We start from the raw sequence: 20,989 nt of genomic DNA on the forward strand, positions 1-20,989 counted from the left end.
CGCTGAGTCCGTTCCACCGGCATCACGCTCCATCGCAGATACCAAAGAATCTGCTGTGCCCCTGGTGGAACCAGAACAGCAGCCGACCGTGGCAGCGTTGAAGGAGGAATCGGTTGCCGCCGCGGAGTTGAAGACCGAGCCGGCCGACGACGGCGAGGCCGCTACACGCAAACGTAAAGCCCTGACCGTGCAACAAACCGATGAAAACGAGAGGAAGCAACGGGCCAATACCGATACCCCCGCACCCCTTTCGGGCCGTGTAGCCGGCATCGCTATTGCGCCGTCTGCTCCATCGGCAAAAACCGTCACCGGCAAAGTAACGCTGTCGGACGACGGTACCGGTATACCGGGCGTGAACGTCATGGTACTCGGCTCCGAACAGGGAACCGTGACCGACGTCAACGGCAACTATCAGATCCGCGTGGAAGATGAAAAGAATACCACGCTGGCCTTCTCGTTTATCGGCATGGAAAGCAAAGAAGTGCCGCTGGGCGATACCGACAAGGTAGACGTACAGTTAGACCAGGACGTGTCACAGCTGAGTGAAGTCGTCGTGACGGGATTTGGCACCGACAATGGCCCGGTAAAAGAAGATATCACCACCTTCCAGCTGGCAACACCCGCCGGCGGCCGCGGCGCATTCAAACAATACCTGGAAACAAATCTGCATTACCCCGAACAGGCACTGGCCAACGAAGTGGAAGGCAAAGTGACGATCCAGTTCACGGTAGAATCGTCCGGCCGGCTTTCAGAATTTAAGGTGCTGAAAGGCATCGGCTACGGCTGCGACGAAGAGGTTATACGCCTCATCAAGAACGGCCCCAGGTGGCAACCCTCCAAACGGGCGGACGAAGCGGTAAAGGATAATGTAAAAGTGCGGCTGAAGTTCCGCCTGCCGAAAAAGAAGTAGACGCTAGATAAAGCGCTTCTCTACAAGCTCCATGAACTCATGAAACTCTTCGCTGTCGCGATCCCACGTAGACGCGTGCTCTTCTTCAATGTAGCGCATCGCCGACTGGATCGTATCGAGCTGATCGAGGCGATCGATGGCCTTGCTGAACAGTTCGAAGTCGCCGTGGAAAAGCACCTTCGTGAACATAAACTTCTGGTTGATCGTCAGGCTGTCTTTGATGCGTGAGATCTTGTGCAGGTTATGGCCCAGCGTGCTGCGGTTCTCGCGGCTGTGTTTTTCGTTGAGCGATGCGGCCGCGCTTGCAGGGGCCGGCGGACGCAAGGTGTTATGTTGCTTGGGTTGGGGCGGCGCCTGCTGTTGCGACATGGGCGGCGTCGAAATGAGCGGCTGTGGCGGCGGCGGGGGTGGCGCGGGCCGGCGCACTTCCACCGGTGGGGGTGGCGAAACCGGCTTTACCGGCGGCGCGACGGGCGCCGTCGATACATAAAAGCTCGCCGGATCCAGCGGCACGACGGCCGAAAACTGCTCGATATAGTCTTCTACGTCCTCGGGCGTAAAATTCACCTCTTCCAGGATCTCGTCCAGCACGGCAAAGGCCTCGTTGCCGGCCAGCTCGGTCATGTTGCGTTGCTCCATGCGCTGCAGCATGCGTTCCAGCGGGGCCTTGTTGACCTTCATGTATTTGATCTCGTCGCGGAAAGAAGCTACCTCCAGCTTGTTGTTCTTACCGGTCAGGATCATGACGTAAAAATCATACGGGTCGAAGATGGCCATGAGGGCCTGGCCTGAGGCCTTCTTCAGCAGGGGCGCGAAATGCTGCCGGTCGATCGAGATATGTTGCGAGAGCGTGCCCATAAAATCCTCCAACGCCTCGCGCACGTCGGGATGCTCGTAGTCGAAGTACGGGCTCTTCAACTTTTTGGATTCGTCCTTCCAGCTCCGCAAAAGCTCGCGGATCACAAACAGGTTGACCTGGTGTACGTTGCACAACTTCAGGATTTCGGGTCCGGTGATCTTATCCTGGGATGCGAAGAATCCTTTCAGCACGGCATCGGCATACATATCTCCATAGAGGGCAATCGCTTCCAGACTGATCTTTTCGTCCATGAGTTTCCTTTGTGATTTTACAGCTTTCTCTGGCCTTAAAGTTAATGGATATTCAGTGAAACGACCACACACCGTGTAGGTCGTATGTACAAAGTCTCTTAATTTTAGCGCATGTTTATCGAACCACAGCTGGGAAGACGCGGCGGATGGATAGAGGTCATTGCCGGCTGCATGTTCTCCGGCAAGACCGAAGAGCTGATCCGTCGCCTGAACCGCGCCATTATCGCCCGTCAGAAGGTAGAGATTTTTAAGCCCGTGATCGATAAGCGGTATCACGACCAGCACATCGTTTCGCATAACGAACGGACCATTCGCTCGACCCCCGTCGACTTTGCCAGTGACATTTTGCTGCTGGCCGGGCACTGCGACGTGGTGGGCATCGACGAAGCACAATTTTTTGACCCCGCGATCGTCGATGTATGCAACGCCCTGGCCAACGCCGGCAAGCGGGTCATTGTGGCCGGATTGGACATGGACTTTGAAGGCAAACCCTTCGGGCCGATGCCGAACCTGCTGGCGGTGGCTGAATTTGTCACAAAAGTTCACGCCATCTGCGCACAAACCGGCGAGCTGGCGTCGTTTTCCTTTCGGTTGACCGGGCATGAGCATCAAGTCATGCTGGGGCAGCGCACCGAATACGAGGCACGAAGCCGGCAGGCATTTGTGCAAGGCATGAAAGAACGAAAAAAAGATCCGGACCGATAGAAATTTTCTGGGAATGAAAGACTTCCGCCATCTCCTTTGCTGGGCCGCCGTTTTCCTGCCCACCCTCTGGGCCACGGGACAAAACATTCCGCTGGGCACCTGGCGTATCCACGCCTCCTTCAACAACATCGCCCGTGTCACCGCCGACGACGCGCACGTATATGGCGCCTCCGCTAACGCGATCATGAAATTCGCACGCGAAGACAAAAGCCTTACCGTCATTTCCAAGCTCGACGGCCTCCACGGCGGCACCATCACGGCCATTCAGGCCGACGCCGGCACCAAACAGCTCATCGTTGCCTACGACGATGGCCTGATCGATATTCTTTGGAACAATACCCTCAAGACCCTCGACCCACTGCGCCAGTCCACCATTACGGGGTCCCGGCGCATCAACCATATTTTAGTACAGGGCAGCCTGGCCTACCTCTCCACCGACTTTGGCGTGCTGGTGCTCGACCTGCCACGCGCCGAAGTAAAAGAGACGTGGCGCGACCTGGGCACCACCGGCGGTACGCTGCAGATCAACGCTGCCGCCATACGCGACGACAGCATTTTTCTCGCGACGGCAAACGGCGTATTGGCCGGCAGCACACGGTCCAACCTGCTGGACTTCCGCAACTGGCGACGCTTCGAAAACGGCGAGCTCAGCGCCGCTGCCCGCGCGGTCGCGATCTATCAAGGTACCCTGTACGCCGCCGTCGATACGCAGGGATTATACCGGTATAACGCCGGCAGCTGGGTAAAAGAAAGTGCTTTTGCCGGCAGCACATTCCGGGCCCTGACCGCCACGCCTGACGCCCTGCTCGTCATTGAAAACGAGAAGATCTGGCGCTTTACCGTCGCGGAGGAACCGGCACAGATCACCGACGCCCTGATTCAACAACCTTTAACGATCATAGAAGATCGTGGTAAATATTGGATCGGCGACGGCCTCAACGGTTTGGTCTCCAACGACACCGGTACATTTCAACAATACCTGGCCAACGGCCCCGCCGGACCGCCCGCATCGCGTCTTACGTACGCTGGCGGCGTGCTTTATGCCGTCTCGGGCGGTTATACCGCCTCGCGGCAGCCGCTGAACCATGCCGGGATCATCAACAAATTTGAGAACGGCACCTGGACCTCCACAACGGCCACGCTGCCCGACATTACCGACGTCGCGGTAGACGCCCATACGTCCACCGTCTATGCAGCGTCGTTCCAGGGGGGATTGGAAATAAACCAGGGAGGCACCATCAAGGTGCTGACATCCGGCAACAGCCCGCTGAAAAGCGACGGCAGCGCCGTGAAGATCACCGCGCTGGCACCCGCCACCGAGGGCCTCTGGGTAGCAAACTACGGCACCAGTACCCCCTTACACCTGCTCAAGCCCGACAATACCTGGGAGTCCGTAACAGCACCCTTTACGGGCGCACGCTACCCGATCGACCTCGCCCTCGACCCCTTTGGTTATGTGTGGGCTGTATTAGATCCCGAAGTAGACGGCGGCATCCTGGTATACGACCTCGCCACCGGAGGTTCGGAATATATCACCGAGACCGCCGGCTCGGGCGCGTTGCCCAACCGCAACGTCTTTACCGCCGTGACCGACCGCGACGGTCTCGTCTGGACGGGAACGGCCACGGGTGTATCGTACTTCTTCGACCCGACGAATGACGCTTCACGACCTATATTTGAGAACCGCTTCCTGCTGCGCGACGACCAGGTAACAAGCATCGCCATCGACGGCGGCAACCGCAAGTGGATGGGCACCGGCCGCGGCGTCTGGCTCTTCAACCCCACCGGCGAAGCCCTGGTTCATCACTTCACCACCGCCAACAGTCCGCTGCTCTCCGACAACATTGTCGACATCGAGATCAATGCCCAGACCGGCGAAGTATTTTTTGCCACCGACAAAGGCCTGGTCTCGTTCCGCGGCGATGCCACGGAAGGTACCGCAGTGTTTCAACAGGTCAAGATCTTTCCCAACCCCGTCACTCCGGCGTTTATGGGCACCGTGGCCATCAGCGGCCTGGCGACAGACGCCGTTGTCAAGATCACCGACATCAGCGGCAAGATGGTGTGGCAGACACAGGCACAGGGCGGCACCGCCTCCTGGAACGTACAGGACTACCACGGCAAACGCGCCGCCACCGGCATATACCTTGTTTTTGCCTCTACACCCGACGGCAGTGAAAACGCCGTGGGCAAAATCGCCGTAGTCGACTAACATGCTGCACAAAACACACGGCGTCGTTTTTCGGTTTACCAAATACGGCGATACCTCCATCATCGTCAACATTTTCACCGAGCTCTTTGGCATGCAGGCCTATATCGTCAACGGCGTGCGCAGCAAATCAGCCCGCAGCCGCATTGCACTATACCAGCCGATGATGCTGCTGGACCTGGTCGTCTATCACAAAGAGAACGCCGGCATCAACCGCATCAAAGAGATCAAATGCCTTTATCCGTATCAATCTATACCCACGGACGTGCGCAAGTCGGCCATCGCCATGTTCCTGAACGAGATGATCAACAAGACCATCAAAGAAGAGAGCCACGCAGCAGACCTATGTCAATTCCTGATCCGCTCGCTGATCGCATTGGATAGTCAAACAGAGGGCGTCGAAAACTTTCACCTCCTCTTTCTCTTAAAACTAAGCCGCTACCTCGGCTTTGGCGCCCATAACAAAAATGAAGTAGTCGGCGGGCGTTTCGCTTCCGAAGAAATAGAAGCGCTCCTGGAAACACTGATCGATACAGAGTACAACGCCCCGCTACAGCTCACCAACATCCAACGCCGTGAGCTGCTCGAGCTCATCCTGAAATTTTATACCGATCATATTGAAACGATCGGCGAAGTAAAATCTCTTCCTGTGTTACGGGATGTGCTAAACTAACTATATACATTAGTATCTGGCGATTTCTGAGCGAAGCGGTGACTGACGTCAGTGCATTAGTGCCGGTTCGACGGCAGTTACAAACTGCCTACCGTGTAGGCACAAGTCTCCGCTTCGCTCAGACTTGCGCCAGGGCCTTTTTACTTAATAAGCTTTGCCCTTTATGTCGTTGGTAAACGTCTCCATCCCCTTCCTGTCTTGTAAGGTAACATACACCTGCTTCCCATCCTTACCCCCAAACACGAGGTTACTGCACTTCTTCCCTTTCAACGCCACTTCGCGAATAACTTTCCCTTGCGGCGACAGTACCACCACGACGCCTTTGCCATAACGTGTGGCATACAGGTTGCCCTTCTTATCACACTTCATTCCGTCAAACCCAAAGTCGGGAAACTCCGCAAAGAGTCGTTTATTGGAAATATTGCCTTGCTTGTCAACATCAAACGCCCATATCTTTTTTTGAACGCTTTCATTTACATAAAGCGTCTTTTCGTCGGGGCTCAGCTCGATGCCATTGGTGGTGCCCATCTTGTCGGTGAGCAGTACGGGCTTACCACCCTTGTCTATACGCCAGAGCTTACCGGTGCTTTCCTTCCAGTTGGGGTCGGAGGCGAAGAGCTGGTCGCGGCGGTTGATGCAAATGTCGTTGGGCTGGTTGAAGCCGTCGGTGTGTGCATAGACACGCACGGCTTTGGTTTTCATATCCACCTGCAACACGTTGTGGCCGCTGAAGTCGGCGAGGTACATGGTGCCGTCGCGGCCAAACTGGATGGCGTTGGCGGTGCTGCCCTCGGGCAATTTTACAAAGAGCGATACCTCGCCGGCAGGTGATACCTGGCCGATGGTGCCGTCTTGCTGAAAGTTTACCACATACAGCTGGCCGGCAGCGTCAAAGGCAGGACCTTCGATGTTTTCGGTAAAGAGATTCTCGGCGGTGAAATCGCGCGATTGAAACAGATCAGAGGATTGCTGTGCCTGGCATGTGCTAAACGCACACAGTGCCAGCGTCAGCGCGTAGGTCGTTCGCATGGGCAGTGGTTTCTTTAGTCTATGACAATTTTACACAATACGCGCCAATGTCACCTAACCGTTCATAAATACTGTTCGATATCACCCAATCCCTGGCGGATGATCGTCATCGGGTCCGTGGTACAATCCACGACGGTGGAGGGTACGTTGCCACCGATGCCGCCGTCGATGACCACGTCCACCTGGTGCTTGAAGTCCTCGTATATCTCTTCCGGATCGGTGGTATACGCCTTGATGGTATCGTCGTCTTTGATGGACGTCGTGATAAGCGGATTCTGAAGTTGTTCTACCAGCATGCGCGGAATGTTATGGTCCGGGATGCGGATGCCTACGGTCTTTTTGTTCACATCCAATATTTTGGGCACGCGGCTGCTCGATTCCAGGATAAACGTATAGGGTCCGGGCAGCGCCCTTTTGAGGATCTTAAATACCGGGGTGTCAATGCGCTTGGCAAACTCAGAGATATGGCTGAGATCGTTGCAGATGAACGAAAGATCCAGCTTGTGCGGTTTAATATTCATGATCTGGCACAGCCGTTCGATCGATTTCCGGTTCATCAGGTCGCACCCGATGCCATAGATCGTGTCCGTGGGGTAGATAATGATGCCCCCCTGTTTTAATACCGCTACAACCTGTTCAATTTTACGGGGTTCGGGGTTTCGGGGGTGAATGCGTACTAATTCGGCTGCCATGCTGGAAAGATAACCATTCCCGCCCGGGCGCGGTTCCGGGGCATTTTAGTATTTTTGCATCTCATTAGTGTTATGAAACCGAATAAACGTCTCGTTCTTTTTCTTGTAGTTTCCGTCCTGGGTATTTCGTTTGCGTATTACGCCTACCAGATCGTGTATACGCCGAACATCCTGGTGCAGATGGAAAACAAACTTCTTGTCGTCGACGAAAAAGATTCCTTTAAAGACCTCCAGGCAAAACTCCACAAAGGAAGATATGTTAACGACCTCATTTCCTTCAGCTTCCTGGCCAAGCTGACCGGCTATGCCAACCAGATCAAAGCCGGCCGGTATGTACTGCGCAGCAACATGACCAACCTGGAGGCCCTGCGCGTATTGCGGGCGGGCAAGCAGGAGCCCGTGAAAATAACGTTTAACAACGTACGGCTGGTGAAAGACCTGGCCGAACGCATCACCCGCAACCTGGGCATGACACCCGAAGAGTTCGAGGCGGCCGTCGTCAAGTTTACGATGAACAACCGCGATGGCTTTACAAAAGATAACGTACTGGCCATGTTCATCCCCAATACCTACGAAGTGTACTATAACATTTCGCCCGACGGCCTGGTGAACCGCATGCACGAAGAGTACACCCGCTTCTGGACCCCCGAGCGCATCGAGAAAGCCAGGAAAGCCGGCCTCACGCCCATGGAGATCTCCATCCTGGCGTCTATCGTACAGGCCGAGTCCATCCGCAAGAGCGAAGCCCCCGTCATCGCCAGCCTGTACCTCAACCGCCTGCGCAAAGGCATCGCCCTGCAAGCCGACCCCACCCTGGTGTTTGCCGTAGGCGACTTTTCGCTGAAGCGCGTCCTGAACGGCCACAAAGAAATAGACTCGCCCTACAACACCTATAAATATCCCGGACTGCCGCCCGGCCCCATCAACATGCCCGAGATCCACTCCCTCGACGCCGTGTTGAATTATACCCCTACCGATTATTATTATATGTGTGCGAAAGAAGATTTTTCGGGCGCCCATAATTTCACCAACAGCTACGAAGAGCACATGCGCAACGCCGCCCGGTACCAGAAGGCGTTGACCATCGAACAGAAAAAGGGCGAAGCTCTGAGAAGACAACAGCACTAAGTATGTATCGTTCCGAAACAACCGTGCGGGTACGCTACGGCGAGACCGACCAGATGGGCTATGTGTATTATGGCTATTACGCCATGTACTACGAAGTAGCGCGGGTGGAAGCCATGCGTCAGCTGGGCATGAGCTACAAGGCGCTGGAAGAGATGGGCGTCATGCTGCCGGTATTGGAAAACCATGCCAAATACCTGGCACCGGGCCGTTACGACGAGCTGTTGCGCATCGTCACCACCATCCGCGAGAAGCCCGGCATCCGCATCCGGTTCGAATACGAGATCTTTAACGAGGCCGATAAACTGATCAACCAGGGCGAAACCCTCCTGGTTTTCGTCAACAGGGCCACGAGTCGCCCATGCCGCCCGCCGCAGGCCATGGAAGATCTGCTTGCCCCGTATTTTTAGACTTTTGTAATTAGCCGGCAGTCGTTAGCTTTAGCAACCGTAGCACATCGTATACGGCCAAACGTACAGCGCACGATGAAGTATAAACACAAACGACTTATCCTCCAGTGGAATCCGGGCCGGCGTTTCATTACCCGGCTGCGGAAAGTACGTCTAAAGAAATACGAGAACGTTTCGTTGTATAAGATCATCAAGCTGTTCTTTCACAACCTGGCCGAAGATGAGATCATGGACCGTTCCAACGCCGTGGCCTATAACTTCATCCTGGCCATCTTCCCGGCCATCATCTTCCTCTTCACCCTGATCCCGTACCTCACACCGCTCTTTCCGGAAATCACCACACACAGCATCCTGGAATTTATAGGCGAGATGTTGCCCACCAGCATGTACGACGTGATCTCCCCCACCGTACTGGACATCGTCAGCAACCAACGCGGCGGCCTGCTGTCGTTGGGTTTTGTATTTTCGATATATCTCTCGACCAACGGCACCATGGCCCTCATCCGCGCCTTCAACGCCTGCTACCGCACCATCGAGCGCCGCAGCGGCCTCAAAACCCGCCTCATCGCCACCGGCCTCACCTTCAACCTGGCATTCGTTGTATTCCTCGCCATCATCCTCCTCGTCGTAGGGCAGCTGGTGCTGGAATACTTCGAGCAATTTTCCTGGCTCCACCTCACCAGCTTTACGGTATTCCTGCTGTTTGCCTTGCGTTTTGTGGTCATCTTCATCGTCTTCTTCATCGCCATCTCGGCCCTCTATTATTTCGGCCCCGCGATCCACTACAACTGGCGCTTCTTCTCCATCGGCTCCTTCATCGCCACCCTCCTTACGCTGCTGGTGTGTTATGGCTTTTCCTACTACATCACCAACTTCGCCACCTACAACAAAGTCTACGGCTCGATCGGCGTGCTGATTGCCATCATGGTATGGGTGCAATTGGTTACGGTCGTGCTGCTGGTGGGATATGAGATCAACGCCACCCTCCACCATGCCATCCGTCAGCAGGCGCTTTGGAATGCGCGGAAGTTCCGCGACAAGCTGAAGCAGGAGAAGCTCGGGAAGAGCTTTCGGTAATACAGAGAGCACGTTGCATTACTGGCGAGCGTCAGCGGGAGCGCGTCCCGCCCCGGATAAGGCGCGTTCGTGCCATTTTTAGACCACCGTCCCCGTATCCTTACAGCAGAGATATAGCAACGCTTATAGAGCTGCTTTAACTGTGCCGCAACTCTGCCGTAACACTGCCATATCAGTGCGACAGCCCCGGCTTTGGTGTGCCGTTGGCCCTGCAGAACCTTGTCGTTCCTGCGGCATTAAAACAAAAAGGCCGCCTCTTCCAAGGCGGCCTTTTCTATATCACAAAGCGCTTGCTTACGCCGCAACCGGCTTCGGCTCCGCTTGTTTTTCTTCAGGAGAGAAGTCAACCAGTACCGGCGTGCCGATACACAGCGACGAATACGTACCGATCAATACACCGATCAACATCGCGAACGTAAAGCCTTTGATCGTCTCACCGCCGAAGAGGAAGAGGATCACCAGCACGAACAGCGTCGACATACCGGTAATGAGCGTACGGCTCAGCGTGTCGTTCAGGGCGTTGTTTACGACAATCGAAGTGCTCTCGGAGCTTTTCTTCAGCGAAAGGAACTCGCGCACGCGGTCAAATACAACCACGGAGTCGTTGATCGAGTAACCAATCACTGTCAGGATCGCCGCGACAAAAGCCTGGTCGATTTCCATGGTGAACGGCATGATAGGCTCCAGCAATACGAAGAGCGAAAGCACAACCAATACTGTGTGGAACAAGCTCACGACCGTACCCAGGGCGAATTGCCACTTGCGGAAACGGATCAGGATGTAGAGGAACATGAGCACCACCGCCACGAGCAGCGACCATACAGCCGACACCTTGATGTCGTTAGCGATCGTCGGCCCTACTTTGTAGAAGCTCAGCACTTCACTCTTGTTGTCGGTCAGTTTCGCCAAGCCCTTCTCCAGCTGTTGTTCAGCTTTTACAGTGGCCTCGTCAGAGTCGTCGTCCACCAGGTAGCTGGTCGTTATTTTGTATTTCGTCGAGCCGCCGAAAGTCTTTACTTCCGGAGCTTCTTCGAACGAAGCCTCCAGCGCGTTGCGCAGATCCGGAGCGGAGATTGATTTCTCGAAACCTACAATGTAGGTACGGCCACCTTTGAAGTCTACACCGTAGTTAAAGCCTTTGACAGCGATCATTGCGATACCAGCCACGACAATGGCTCCCGAGATGGTATAATAGATCTTACGGTTGCCGATAAAGTCGATGTTGATACTGCGGAACAGCGTCTTGGACCAGCTGCGCGAGAAGCTGATCTTCTTGCCACGACGGGTATAGTATTCGAAAATAACCCGGGTAAAGAACACCGACGTAAAGAACGAACACACGATACCGATGATCAGGTTCAGCGCAAAGCCGTAGATCAGACCGGAACCAAACGCCAGCAGCACAAGACCTTTGATGAAGGTCGTAACGTTCGAGTCGATGATGGCCGAGAAAGCACCTTTGTAACCCGCGCGGATCGAAGCCTCCAGGCTCTTACCGGCGTTCAGATCTTCTTTTACACGTTCGTTGATCAGCACGTTCGCATCCACCGCAATGGCGAGCGACAACAGGATACCGGCGATACCCGGCAGTGTGAGGGCAGCGTTCAACGACGCCAGGACACCCAACAGAAAGATCAGGTTCAGAATTACCGCGAGGTCGGCAACCCAGCCCGACGTGTTATAGACCACCATCATGAAGAAGATGATGATCAGGAAGCCTACGATGATCGAAAGGATACCATTGCGGATCGATTCGGCACCCAGCGTGGGGCCGACCGATGATTCTTCTACGATCTTTGTCGGCGCCGGCAGAGAACCAGCCTTCAATACGTTGGCAAGGTCTTTCGCCTCGACGTCGGTAAAGTTCCCGGAGATCTGCGAGTTGCCGTTGGGGATCTCGCCGTTTACAGACGGAGCCGAATATACCGTGTTATCAAGGGTGATGGCGATTCTGCCTTTCGGCGATTTGCTGGCAGCTTCCGCTGTCCACTTGGCCCAGGTGCGTGTACCCTTGGCGTTCATTTTCATGCTTACCGCATGACGGGCGTACTCGTCCAGGTCACCGCGTGCATCGGTGATCACTTCACCTGTCAGGCGGGATTTGCCGTCGCGGCCGATGTCGAGGAAGAAAAGCTCAAGTGACTCATCGTTGCCGATCTTGTCAGGCTTGTTGGCCCAGAACACACCCACCGTGCGGGGCAGCAGGTTGCGGATGTCATGACGACGGAAGATGTCGTTGATCTTCGCCGTGTCTTTCAGCGCGTAGCGGAACGCGCCCGGAGGTGAGCTCAGGGCGAAGAGCGGTGATACGTTTGCCAGGTTCTGCAAAGAGTCCAGGCCACGTTGCGCGGCAGCCGAATCAGCCGCCGTAGCGGTCTTGGTGCTATCGCCGAGCAGGGAAGAAAGGTCGTCACCGGAAGCGCTGGTCTCTGTGCCCGTCTTGTCGTCAGCGCCAACAGCCGTCTTGGCAGCCTTTTGTTCTTTTACCAGCACATCGTTGATGGCGAGCAGCTGTGTATTCAGGGTGTTGGGTTCGATCACATCCCAGAACTCGAGACGCGCCACACCTTGCAACAGCTTGCGTACACGCTGCGGGTTGTCGGCACCCGGAATTTCTACCTGGATGCGGCCCGTGCCCGGCAGACGCTGAATGTTGGGCTGTGACGTACCGAACTGGTCAAGGCGGTTGCTGAGGATCGTAAACGAACGATCGATGGCGCTTTCAATTTCGCTGTTGACAACGCTGATCACTTTGTCGTCATCGTCGTTGGTAGCGATCTTATCACGGGTAGAAGAGTTTGCAAAAATAGAAGCCAGGCGCTTGTCAGGGTTGGCCTGACGATAGGCGCGGAAGAACAGTGTGCTGTAGCTTTCGCGGCTGGTCTTTTGTTGCTTGGAGGCTACACGCAGGGCGTTCACGAACGATGAGTCCTGGTTGTTGCCGCTCAGGCCTTTGATAATGTCGGCGGGCGATACCTCCAGGGTAACGTGCATACCGCCCTGCAGGTCGAGACCGAGGCTAAGCTCAGAGTCTTTTACCTCCTTGTAGGTGAACTCCGCACCCAGCAGGTTGTATACCGGCGTGGTCCACACCGAGTCCAGGTACGCCTGCTTTTTGTTGATGTCGATGTTGCCGCTCGCATCCGTGGCGGCGGCTACTGCCTTGCGTTGTACGTTGTAGGACACAAACGTAAACGACAGGTAGTAGAAACACAGTAGTGTGATCACTACCGCGAGAGAAATTACTAATCCTTTGTTTTGCATATGGTTTGGTAAAAAGTAAAATACAGGTGATAAAGAATAGCGATGAGCCTGCCGGCATAAACCGGTCAGTTCAGGCAAGTACGGTACGCAGAAGCCTTACGGCGCGTTCGGAGAAATGATGGTCCTGAAAAGCGTTCTAAAAAACCGGCTGGGTGTCGGTGAAACGCGGCGGTCAGGCTCGGATGTCTCTACCGTCTCCACCAGTACGGTGAAAAGGCAGAAAACCTGTTGCTGGAAAACGACGTGGGAGGATGACGGCAAGGTGCTCGATGGCAGTGTGATGTACGTACCGTCTGGCGTGGACGGATCCTGCTGCTCGGTCTTTACTTCTTTCTTCGGATGATGGGCAGCCGTCTGAAAGTAAAAAAGCTGTGAAACGATGATCACCAGCGCCGTTAAAACGCCGGCTGCCAAGGTTCCAAATCGTATGTCAGCTTTTCCTGCCATGTCTCTACAAGGGGTACAAAAGTAGGCATTTGCCGGCAATGTGCAAGACATCGTTTGAAGATGGCCAAATATCGCGTTTTTAAGCCTTCCTGTGGACAGAAAGGGGCTTTTTTGAGCCGTGACGCCCTACGATTCCTGCTGCGAAATGTGGTGCTTCAGGGCCAGCGTGAGCACGTCCAGTGCCCGTTCAAAATGATGGTTGTTGGGAATGACCAGGTCGGCCTTGTGTTGCAGCGGCTTGATGTACGCCTCGTAGATGGGCATGACGTGGTGTTGGTAGCGGTACAGTACATCGTCCAACGGGTAGCCCCGCTCCTCGCTGTCACGCCGGATGCGGCGGCTGAGCTTCAGGTGATCCTTGGCTTCAATAAAGAGCTTCAGATCCAGCTCCTGCTCGATCTCCGGAAAATATTGCACGAACAGTCCCTCGATGATCAACAGCGGCGCCGGCGTGAACTCCAGCATCACAGGCTTCGCCCCCGCATTGTTAAACGTATATTCTTGTTTCAACAGCGTCTCGCCACGCTTGAGCTTGAGCAGATCCTGGTGAAAGACCTCCCGGTCCAGGGCCTCGGGCAGGTCGAAGTTTTCAATGCCCTCGGCATCACGTACCTGCTGGTGAATGGGCTTGTAGTAATGGTCCTGGGAAATGAGGCAGATCTCGTGGGGCTGAAACCGGCCGGCCAGTTGCTTGATGAAATGTGTTTTACCGGAGCCGCTGCCGCCGGTAATGCCGATGGTGTAAACAGGTTTCATGCTCCGTGCGTTAGCGGCCTTGGAGATAGTCGGCCAGCTTACGTACCGCGATCGCGCGGTGGCTCATGGCATTTTTCTCCTCCAGGCTCATCTCCGCAAAGGTACGACTGTGGCCCTCGGGAACAAACACCGGGTCGTAGCCAAAGCCCCCCGTGCCGCGTCGCGCGGCGATGATGGTGCCGGGTATGATGCCTTCAAAGTATACGGGCTTTTCGTCCAGACCCACCAGCGTAATGACCGAGCGGAAACGCGCCCGGCGGTTGGTATCGCCGTATAGATTTTTGAGCAGCAGGTCGATGTTGTCTGCGTCGCTGCGGTGTGCGCCTGCGTAACGCGCCGAATACACGCCCGGAGCGCCCTTTAAGGCTTCTACCTCCAGACCTGAGTCATCTGCAAAACACGGAATGTGGTAATGATCGAAAACGTAGGACGCTTTTTGTAAAGAGTTGCCCTCCATCGTATCACGGGTTTCGGGCAACTCTTCAAAGCATTTAATGTCGTTTAAACTTAACAGGTCAACGTGACCTCCTACAATCCGCCGGTTGTCGGACAAGGCCTGGCGGATCTCCTCGAGCTTGTGCTTATTGTTGGAGGCGAAACAAAGTCTGATCATTGACCGACCGAGATCACTTCTACGTCCACAATGATGTTGGCATTCGCCGGAATAACGGTAGTACCGGCGTTGTTGGTGGCACCCTGCACGCCAAAGCCCAATCCCGACGGAATGTAGAACGTCGCCTTCGAGCCCTCCCGCAACTTCTGCAGTCCCACCATCAGGCCCTGGATATAATCCACGGGGCGGCTATCTGTTGAGTTTTCCACAGGCTTCAGCTCCAGCATGTCGGTCACCGCGCGGGTGTCGTCCGTCAGCAGTTTGTACTGCACCTTGAACGTTACCTTGCTGAACCAGCTCGGCTGCAACCCGGCGCCTTGTGTGGTGATGCGGTAAGCGATACCGGTCGTGTCATAGATCACGTCCGTATAGTCTTTTCCCTCCAGGTACGTGCGAATGGCCGTCGTGTCTGCCTTGAACTGGTTTTGCTCCGCGGTGCTGATCTCGGCACTGATCAACTCGAAGTCTTCGAACAACAACGGCGTGTTCGCCGCAATGTCGCCCTTGCCTTGCGTACCGTAGGCCCATACAGAAGGTGTATAGATGTCGGCAATCGTGCCCACGGGCAGTTTCATGGCCATGGTCTGCCAGGCCTGGATCAGCGTGCCCAGCTGGGTACTGGTTACTTGTCCCTGCTCATAGGGCGCTGCTCCGGGCGGAATGGAGAACACTTTATAGTCCGCCGTGATCTTCGTCGCGGTCGAGCGCGCCGGCAGCTTGGTGCCCAGCTTTTTAATGACAAAGCGGATCTTGGCATACTCGTCTTCCTGGTAACCAAATATGCCCTCGCTCAACATGTAGTTGTCGATCGTCTGGATATCCTTTTGCAGCTGAATGCTCGGATCTTCAATATCCGGCGTATCCAAACAGCTGGTCACGCCCAGCAGCGTCGCGGCTACAAAGGCAATTCCGAAAAATCTATGAACACTTCTCTTCATGATGGTATGGATGTTTTCTACTTACAGCCGTGTGACTCCTGGTCGTAGGTATCGCCTACACCCAGCAGTGCCACGTCAAAAATCAAAATGGCATCCGGCGGAATAGCGCCCGGATAACCTTGCGGACCGTAGGCCAGTGCAGAAGGAATATAGAACGTTGCCGAATCGCCAATGCCCAGCATCGGGATGCTGATCCTCCAGCCCGGAATTACCTGGCCCAGGGAGAAGGAGATCTTTTCATTCTTATCGAAGATCCGTTCGTCTTTCAGGAACTTGCCTTCGTATTTCACTTCCACGCAGCTGGCAGCGGTCGGCTTCTTACCGCCGGCAGTATTGTGGATCACATAGCGAATGCCGCTTGTATCGGTCTTCACGTTGGCGATCTTTTTCTCGCCGATGTATTTGTCGATCGCGCTCTCGTCTTTAGCCTTCTGCTTGCCCTTGCGCTTCTCGAACAGCTTGCTCTGGAACTCGTTAAACTTCTGCATGTCGAGGATTTCGATCACCCGCAGGTTGCACGTGATGGTAAGCGTAGAGTCGACCTCCGGCGTGAGCGGGCGGCCCAATACGTCTTTGAAGAATTCCTTTGCGGGACGGGTGATCGTGACGCTGTCGTTGTCCGACAACTGGCGGAACATTTGCATCATGCCGATCTCGGTCTTCAGTGTCGTCGTGTCCTGGATGCGGATCACGCCCGGGAAACCGTTTTCGTAGGTATCGATCCAAACAGAATCTTTGGAATCTTTCATGACGTATTCAAATACCAGCAGCTGGTCCTGCTTTGGCACGATGCCGTCACCGGCTTCTACTACCTGGTACTTAAAACCGTTGGGAGTTTCTTTCGTTTCAACGTTTTTGCATGCTGCTACGCAGAGTAACAGCAGTCCCAGCAGCACGTTCGCGAGTTTGGTCATCTTCATGATTAGACAAGAATTTAGAGTATAAAGTTGGAATGTGGTAACACTTTTTTACGGTTCATCCGCCGTGAGCTCGTCTTTGTAGGCGGGCAGCAGGTCCAGAAATTTCTGCAACGTCTGGTCCAATGTCAGATTGGTCTGACCGCCGGCGGCATTGCGGTGGCCTCCCCCTTCAAAATGCTTACGCGCCAGGTCATTCACGGAAAAACTTCCCAGCGACCGGAACGACAGCTTGATATTATCCCGCCGGTCGGAGATCATGACCGAAAGGCGGATGCCCTTGATCGACAGCCCGTAATTCACCAGCCCCTCCGTGTCCCCGGTCTGCGAGCTGAATTTTTTCAGGTCTTCGGCCGACAGCGCCATATACGCCGTTCTGTATTCGGGCAGCACCTGCAGCTTTTCGCTCAGCACATAGCCCATCAGCCGGAGGCGCTCCAGCGAGTTGGTGTCGTAGATCTGCTTCGAGACCTTCGCCGGCTCGGCCCCCAGGCCCACCAGCTCGCCCGCGATCTGAAATACCTTGTGCGTGGTGTTGGGGTGGCGAAAGCCGCCTGTATCGGTCATAATGCCGGCGTACAGGCAGTTCGCAATAGAGGCATCGATCAGCGATTTGTCCCCCAGTTGCTCGATCAGCTGGTACACCAGCTCGGCGGTAGACGCCGCCGTTTCATCCCACTGCTCAAACTCGGCAAACTTTTCGGGCTCCAGGTGGTGGTCGATCAGCACCTTGCGGGCGGCTGCGACCTTTACCAGCTCGCCCAGCTCGTGAATGCGGTTCAGGCTCGAGAAATCCAGGCAGAAAATGATGTCGGCGCCCTCCACAAACTGGCGGGCCTTCTGCGGCCGCTCTTTCTGGAAAACGAGCACCTCGCTGTTTCCCGGCATCCAGGCAATAAAGTCGGGGTAATCGCTGGGCGTGATCACCTGCACGGCGTGGCCCTTTTTCTTCAGGTAGCCGGCTAACCCCAGCGACGAGCCCAGCGCATCGGCGTCGGGCTTGAAATGCGTTAGAATAACCACTTTCCGTGGCTGATCCATATAATCCTTAAAGGCCTGGATGTTTTGCATGGTCAGGGTTATAGCAGGGCGCAAAAATGAGTATTTTTTTTAACAGTGCACAGACCACCTTTTTTTCTATTTTTGCGGCCGCTTGCCGGGCGCCGTTTAAAACATCATCTCCGGCCGCAACCATAAACCAAACGAAATAACAATAACGAAAACATGGCCACAAACAGAACTTTTACCATGCTGAAGCCCGATGCCGTCGGTGCTGGCAATACGGGAGCGATCATTAAACGGATCGAAGAAGCAGGCTTTAAGATCATCGCGATGAAGAAAACACAACTTTCTGCAGCGTTGGCCGGCCAGTTCTATGCGATCCACAAAGAACGCCCCTTCTACAAAGACCTTTGCGCGTACATGTCGTCTGGCACCATCGTGCCCATGATCCTCGAGAAAGACAACGCCGTAGAAGACTTCCGCAAGCTGATCGGCGCCACCGATCCGAAGAAAGCAGCACCCGGCACCATCCGCGCCGACTTTGCCGAGTCCATCGAGGCGAACGCCATCCACGGCTCTGACAGCGACGAGAATGCCGCCATCGAAGGCAGCTTTTTCTTCTCGGCATTCGAGCAATTCTAATTCATAGAAATATTGCAACAATAAAAAAGGCTCCTTTCGGGAGCCTTTTTTTATTGCTATTGCGTTACCGCCGCTTACTTTTTCTGTTGCAGCTTGCTATGGTGCTTGCTATACCCAAAGTATACCACCAGGCCGACCGCCATCCAGACAAACGCTACAGTCAGCGTCTGACGGTCCAGGGCGATGATCATGCCCAGGCAGATGAGGGCTCCCAGAATGGGTACCAGCGGGAAGTAAGGACTCGACAGCGGCGACTTGAACGGACGCTCGATGTTCGGCGACTTAAACCGCAGGATCCATACGCCAATGCTCACCAGCACGAACGCAAACAGAGTACCAAAGCTGGTCAGGTCACCTGCTACGTGGCCCGGCACAAAGCCTGAGAACAAACCTACGAAGATGAACAGGATCCAGTTGGCTTTATACGGGGTCTTGAATTTCGGATGCAGATCGCTGAAGATCGAAGGGATCAACCCGTCTTTGCTCATGGTATAGAACACACGGCTCTGACCCATCAACATCACCAGGATAACCGACGAGAAACCTGCCAGGATGGCAACCGTCACCGCCGTAGCCAGCCAATCATAGCCGTGCATATACGTACTGATCGCATACGCTACAGAAGCTTCACGGCCTTTCTCCGGATCGACAAAGTCCTGCCAGTTGGCAACACCCGTCAATACGTGGCCAAACAAAACGTACAGGATCGTACACACCAGCAAAGAGCCGAGGATCCCGATCGGCATGTCGCGCTTCGGGTTCTTGGCTTCCTGCGCCGCCGTAGACACCGCGTCGAAACCGATGAAGGCAAAGAATACAATGGCCGCACCGCCCAGTACACCACCCCAACCGTGTTTAAATACACCGGAGTAGTCGGCAATGACTTTACCCGCCTGGTCTACCACCGGGGCCGTACCTTCGGGGATCAGGTAAGGAGTATGGTTTGCGGGATTGATGAATTGCCATCCGATGGCGATGAACAGCAACACGATGGCTACTTTGATAAACACGATAACGGCATTGAACATAGCCGATTCCTGTGTACCCTTGATCAGCAGCATCGTCAGCGCCAGCAGGATGACAAGCGCCGGCAAGTTGACCAACCCCTGATGCAGTACACCCAGCGAGTCGGTATAGCTTTCAAAAGGCGAGTGACACCATTCATACGGTATGCCCCCTCCCAGCAGCTTGTTGAGGTATTCACTCCAGGCGATACTAACCGTAGCGGCACCCAGTGCATATTCCATGATCAGCGCCCATCCAATGATCCACGCCGTAAGCTCGCCCATCGTTACATAACTATAGGCATACGCGCTGCCGGCAACCGGGATCATCGAGGCAAACTCCGCGTAGCACAAGCCTGCAAAGGCACAGCCTACCGCGGCAACAATAAAGGAAATGGTAACGGCGGGACCCGCAGCCTGACCGGCCGCTGCCGCGGTACGTACGAAAAGACCAGCGCCAATGATCGCGCCAATGCCCAAAGCAACGAGGTTTCCAGCGCCCAACGTTCGCTTCAATCCTTTCTCTCCCTCGTCAGCCTGTGCAAGCAGCTGCTCCAACGGCTTCTTAATAAACAAACTCATTATAATGTTATAGGTTTAAGGTTAGGGGATAATTGACTATGAGTTATCCGTAAAATACTTATCGGCCTTAAAAGTAATAATAATAATGAACTTGGCTAACGGGCAGTAGCATCGATTCGACAAATTTTATGATTGACGGTATGCGGGCCTGTATTAAATCTACAGGCCCGGTAGAGGTGTCTGCGCTACTGTTAACGCGACGAAGAGGTAGAGTCCGCGGGCTTTTCGATCGTTTCTTCCGACGAAGGAACGTGCGTTTCGGGGTGTGTAGTATCGGATGTCGGCGGCACCGTATCGCTGATGTGCTCGCCAAAAAAGCGCCGCTGAAACAGCAGGATAATAACGACGCCGACAAAAATGGAAGAATCGGCGATATTAAATACCGGACTAAAGAATAAGAAATACTCGCCGCCCACAACGGGTACCCACCGGGGCCACGTCAGATCAAACAAGGGAAAGAACAGCATGTCGATCACCTGCCCGTGAAACCACGGTGTGGACGATTCGACCGGATGGTTATTAAACCACACACCGTAAAACGTACTGTCGATCACGTTACCAACGGCGCCACCCAGGATCAACGCCATACACCACAGAAAACCGGTGTGGGCATGGCGTTGCGCCATCTTCCACAAATAATAGCCGATACCGCCCATCGCCACGATGCGGAACACCGTCAGCGCCAGTTTGCCAAACTCGTTGTTCCAGCGTATGCCAAATGCCATACCCGGGTTCAATAAGTAATGCAGCTTGAAGCCAAAGCGCTCGTTGCCTATGAGGGTGATCTCTTCGTGCAGATCCATGTAGTGATGCACCAACATTTTTGAAGCCTGGTCGATCAGGATGACAACGAGGGCGAGGATAAAGTATTTATATATTTTCAT

Annotated in this window: 20 protein-coding genes; 8 read left to right on the forward strand and 12 right to left on the reverse strand. The window is 54.7% G+C overall.

What is annotated here, in order from left to right; translation table 11 throughout:
• On the forward strand, positions 1-910 hold a 910-nt coding region (locus tag KK078_RS25830; RefSeq protein ID WP_254093230.1), incomplete at its 5' end, for an energy transducer TonB.
• Between the two features lie 3 nt (positions 911-913).
• Here the strand turns inward: KK078_RS25830 and KK078_RS25835 are convergent.
• A complete protein-coding gene (locus KK078_RS25835) occupies positions 914-2,020 on the reverse strand; it encodes a hypothetical protein (protein WP_254093231.1) in 1,107 nt (368 codons plus the stop codon).
• Between the two features lie 111 nt (positions 2,021-2,131).
• Between KK078_RS25835 and KK078_RS25840 the strand changes: the two genes are divergently transcribed.
• From KK078_RS25840 to recO, 3 genes are read left to right on the forward strand one after another with little or no spacing between them, the layout of a single operon-like run.
• Complete coding sequence (locus KK078_RS25840) at positions 2,132-2,725, forward strand: thymidine kinase (RefSeq protein ID WP_254093232.1); 594 nt, start codon at positions 2,132-2,134, stop codon at positions 2,723-2,725.
• Between the two features lie 13 nt (positions 2,726-2,738).
• Positions 2,739-4,937, forward strand: coding sequence for a type IX secretion system anionic LPS delivery protein PorZ (gene porZ, locus KK078_RS25845; protein ID WP_254093233.1), 2,199 nt, complete (start codon positions 2,739-2,741; stop codon positions 4,935-4,937).
• 1 nt (position 4,938) lies between these two features.
• Positions 4,939-5,607 carry a DNA repair protein RecO gene (recO, locus tag KK078_RS25850; RefSeq protein WP_254093234.1) on the forward strand — a complete coding sequence of 223 codons (669 nt, stop codon included), beginning with the start codon at positions 4,939-4,941 and terminating at the stop codon, positions 5,605-5,607.
• Between the two features lie 144 nt (positions 5,608-5,751).
• On the opposite strand, the gene KK078_RS25855 is transcribed toward recO, so the two are convergent.
• Both KK078_RS25855 and KK078_RS25860 read right to left on the reverse strand, forming a co-directional pair.
• Entirely contained in the window at positions 5,752-6,636 is an 885-nt protein-coding gene (locus KK078_RS25855; RefSeq protein WP_254093235.1) for an SMP-30/gluconolactonase/LRE family protein, read from the reverse strand.
• A 62-nt stretch (positions 6,637-6,698) separates the two neighbouring features.
• Positions 6,699-7,328, reverse strand: coding sequence for an L-threonylcarbamoyladenylate synthase (locus KK078_RS25860; protein ID WP_254093236.1), 630 nt, complete (start codon positions 7,326-7,328; stop codon positions 6,699-6,701).
• Between the two features lie 72 nt (positions 7,329-7,400).
• Here KK078_RS25860 and mltG point away from each other — a divergent pair, with 72 nt between their 5' ends.
• From mltG to KK078_RS25875, 3 genes are all read left to right on the forward strand, one after another.
• Entirely contained in the window at positions 7,401-8,456 is a 1,056-nt protein-coding gene (mltG, locus tag KK078_RS25865) for an endolytic transglycosylase MltG (RefSeq protein WP_254093237.1), read from the forward strand.
• Positions 8,457-8,458: 2 nt separating this feature from the next.
• On the forward strand, positions 8,459-8,863 hold the full coding sequence (locus KK078_RS25870; protein WP_254093238.1) for an acyl-CoA thioesterase: 405 nt from the start codon (positions 8,459-8,461) through the stop codon (positions 8,861-8,863).
• Between the two features lie 75 nt (positions 8,864-8,938).
• Positions 8,939-9,940 (forward strand): YihY/virulence factor BrkB family protein, encoded by a 1,002-nt coding sequence (locus tag KK078_RS25875; RefSeq protein WP_254093239.1) that lies wholly within the window; start codon positions 8,939-8,941, stop codon positions 9,938-9,940.
• A gap of 294 nt (positions 9,941-10,234) precedes the next feature.
• On the opposite strand, the gene secDF is transcribed toward KK078_RS25875, so the two are convergent.
• From secDF to KK078_RS25910, 7 genes are all read right to left on the reverse strand, one after another.
• On the reverse strand, positions 10,235-13,204 hold the full coding sequence (gene secDF, locus KK078_RS25880; protein WP_254093240.1) for a protein translocase subunit SecDF: 2,970 nt from the start codon (positions 13,202-13,204) through the stop codon (positions 10,235-10,237).
• A 96-nt stretch (positions 13,205-13,300) separates the two neighbouring features.
• Positions 13,301-13,651 (reverse strand): hypothetical protein, encoded by a 351-nt coding sequence (locus KK078_RS25885; RefSeq protein WP_254093241.1) that lies wholly within the window; start codon positions 13,649-13,651, stop codon positions 13,301-13,303.
• Positions 13,652-13,777: 126 nt separating this feature from the next.
• Complete coding sequence (locus tag KK078_RS25890) at positions 13,778-14,407, reverse strand: uridine kinase family protein (protein ID WP_254093242.1); 630 nt, start codon at positions 14,405-14,407, stop codon at positions 13,778-13,780.
• A gap of 10 nt (positions 14,408-14,417) precedes the next feature.
• The gene (rdgB, locus tag KK078_RS25895) at positions 14,418-15,020 is read right to left on the reverse strand and encodes an RdgB/HAM1 family non-canonical purine NTP pyrophosphatase (protein ID WP_254093243.1); all 603 of its coding nucleotides are present in this window, start codon (positions 15,018-15,020) and stop codon (positions 14,418-14,420) included.
• Positions 15,017-15,958: an FKBP-type peptidyl-prolyl cis-trans isomerase gene (locus KK078_RS25900; RefSeq protein WP_254093244.1), complete on the reverse strand. Its 942-nt coding sequence runs from the start codon at positions 15,956-15,958 to the stop codon at positions 15,017-15,019. Before KK078_RS25900 ends, rdgB begins: the two co-directional genes overlap by 4 nt.
• 17 nt (positions 15,959-15,975) lie before the next feature.
• Positions 15,976-16,878 carry an FKBP-type peptidyl-prolyl cis-trans isomerase gene (locus KK078_RS25905; RefSeq protein ID WP_254093245.1) on the reverse strand — a complete coding sequence of 301 codons (903 nt, stop codon included), beginning with the start codon at positions 16,876-16,878 and terminating at the stop codon, positions 15,976-15,978.
• Between the two features lie 48 nt (positions 16,879-16,926).
• Positions 16,927-17,946 carry a DHH family phosphoesterase gene (locus tag KK078_RS25910; RefSeq protein WP_254093246.1) on the reverse strand — a complete coding sequence of 340 codons (1,020 nt, stop codon included), beginning with the start codon at positions 17,944-17,946 and terminating at the stop codon, positions 16,927-16,929.
• Between the two features lie 153 nt (positions 17,947-18,099).
• Between KK078_RS25910 and KK078_RS25915 the strand changes: the two genes are divergently transcribed.
• A complete protein-coding gene (locus KK078_RS25915) occupies positions 18,100-18,519 on the forward strand; it encodes a nucleoside-diphosphate kinase (RefSeq protein ID WP_254093247.1) in 420 nt (139 codons plus the stop codon).
• A gap of 74 nt (positions 18,520-18,593) precedes the next feature.
• Here KK078_RS25915 and KK078_RS25920 read toward each other — a convergent pair whose 3' ends face one another.
• Both KK078_RS25920 and KK078_RS25925 read right to left on the reverse strand, forming a co-directional pair.
• On the reverse strand, positions 18,594-20,105 hold the full coding sequence (locus KK078_RS25920; RefSeq protein ID WP_254093248.1) for an APC family permease: 1,512 nt from the start codon (positions 20,103-20,105) through the stop codon (positions 18,594-18,596).
• Between the two features lie 191 nt (positions 20,106-20,296).
• On the reverse strand, positions 20,297-20,989 hold the full coding sequence (locus tag KK078_RS25925; RefSeq protein WP_254093249.1) for a lipoprotein signal peptidase: 693 nt from the start codon (positions 20,987-20,989) through the stop codon (positions 20,297-20,299).

The sequence above is a fragment of the Dawidia soli genome (assembly GCF_018598185.1).
GTDB lineage: Bacteria > Bacteroidota > Bacteroidia > Cytophagales > Cyclobacteriaceae > Ohtaekwangia > Ohtaekwangia soli.

Bases quoted from the DNA above. Each gene is read 5' to 3' on its own strand.
- KK078_RS25835 (WP_254093231.1), bottom strand. From the start codon at position 2,020: ATGGACGAAAAGATCAGTCTGGAAGCGATTGCCCTCTATGGAGATATG.
- KK078_RS25840 (WP_254093232.1), top strand. From the start codon at position 2,132: ATGTTTATCGAACCACAGCTGGGAAGACGCGGCGGATGGATAGAGGTC.
- porZ (WP_254093233.1), top strand. From the start codon at position 2,739: ATGAAAGACTTCCGCCATCTCCTTTGCTGGGCCGCCGTTTTCCTGCCC.
- recO (WP_254093234.1), top strand. From the start codon at position 4,939: ATGCTGCACAAAACACACGGCGTCGTTTTTCGGTTTACCAAATACGGC.
- KK078_RS25855 (WP_254093235.1), bottom strand. From the start codon at position 6,636: ATGCGAACGACCTACGCGCTGACGCTGGCACTGTGTGCGTTTAGCACA.
- KK078_RS25860 (WP_254093236.1), bottom strand. From the start codon at position 7,328: ATGGCAGCCGAATTAGTACGCATTCACCCCCGAAACCCCGAACCCCGT.
- mltG (WP_254093237.1), top strand. From the start codon at position 7,401: ATGAAACCGAATAAACGTCTCGTTCTTTTTCTTGTAGTTTCCGTCCTG.
- KK078_RS25870 (WP_254093238.1), top strand. From the start codon at position 8,459: ATGTATCGTTCCGAAACAACCGTGCGGGTACGCTACGGCGAGACCGAC.
- KK078_RS25875 (WP_254093239.1), top strand. From the start codon at position 8,939: ATGAAGTATAAACACAAACGACTTATCCTCCAGTGGAATCCGGGCCGG.
- secDF (WP_254093240.1), bottom strand. From the start codon at position 13,204: ATGCAAAACAAAGGATTAGTAATTTCTCTCGCGGTAGTGATCACACTA.
- KK078_RS25885 (WP_254093241.1), bottom strand. From the start codon at position 13,651: ATGGCAGGAAAAGCTGACATACGATTTGGAACCTTGGCAGCCGGCGTT.
- KK078_RS25890 (WP_254093242.1), bottom strand. From the start codon at position 14,407: ATGAAACCTGTTTACACCATCGGCATTACCGGCGGCAGCGGCTCCGGT.
- rdgB (WP_254093243.1), bottom strand. From the start codon at position 15,020: ATGATCAGACTTTGTTTCGCCTCCAACAATAAGCACAAGCTCGAGGAG.
- KK078_RS25900 (WP_254093244.1), bottom strand. From the start codon at position 15,958: ATGAAGAGAAGTGTTCATAGATTTTTCGGAATTGCCTTTGTAGCCGCG.
- KK078_RS25905 (WP_254093245.1), bottom strand. From the start codon at position 16,878: ATGAAGATGACCAAACTCGCGAACGTGCTGCTGGGACTGCTGTTACTC.
- KK078_RS25910 (WP_254093246.1), bottom strand. From the start codon at position 17,946: ATGCAAAACATCCAGGCCTTTAAGGATTATATGGATCAGCCACGGAAA.
- KK078_RS25915 (WP_254093247.1), top strand. From the start codon at position 18,100: ATGGCCACAAACAGAACTTTTACCATGCTGAAGCCCGATGCCGTCGGT.
- KK078_RS25920 (WP_254093248.1), bottom strand. From the start codon at position 20,105: ATGAGTTTGTTTATTAAGAAGCCGTTGGAGCAGCTGCTTGCACAGGCT.
- KK078_RS25925 (WP_254093249.1), bottom strand. From the start codon at position 20,989: ATGAAAATATATAAATACTTTATCCTCGCCCTCGTTGTCATCCTGATC.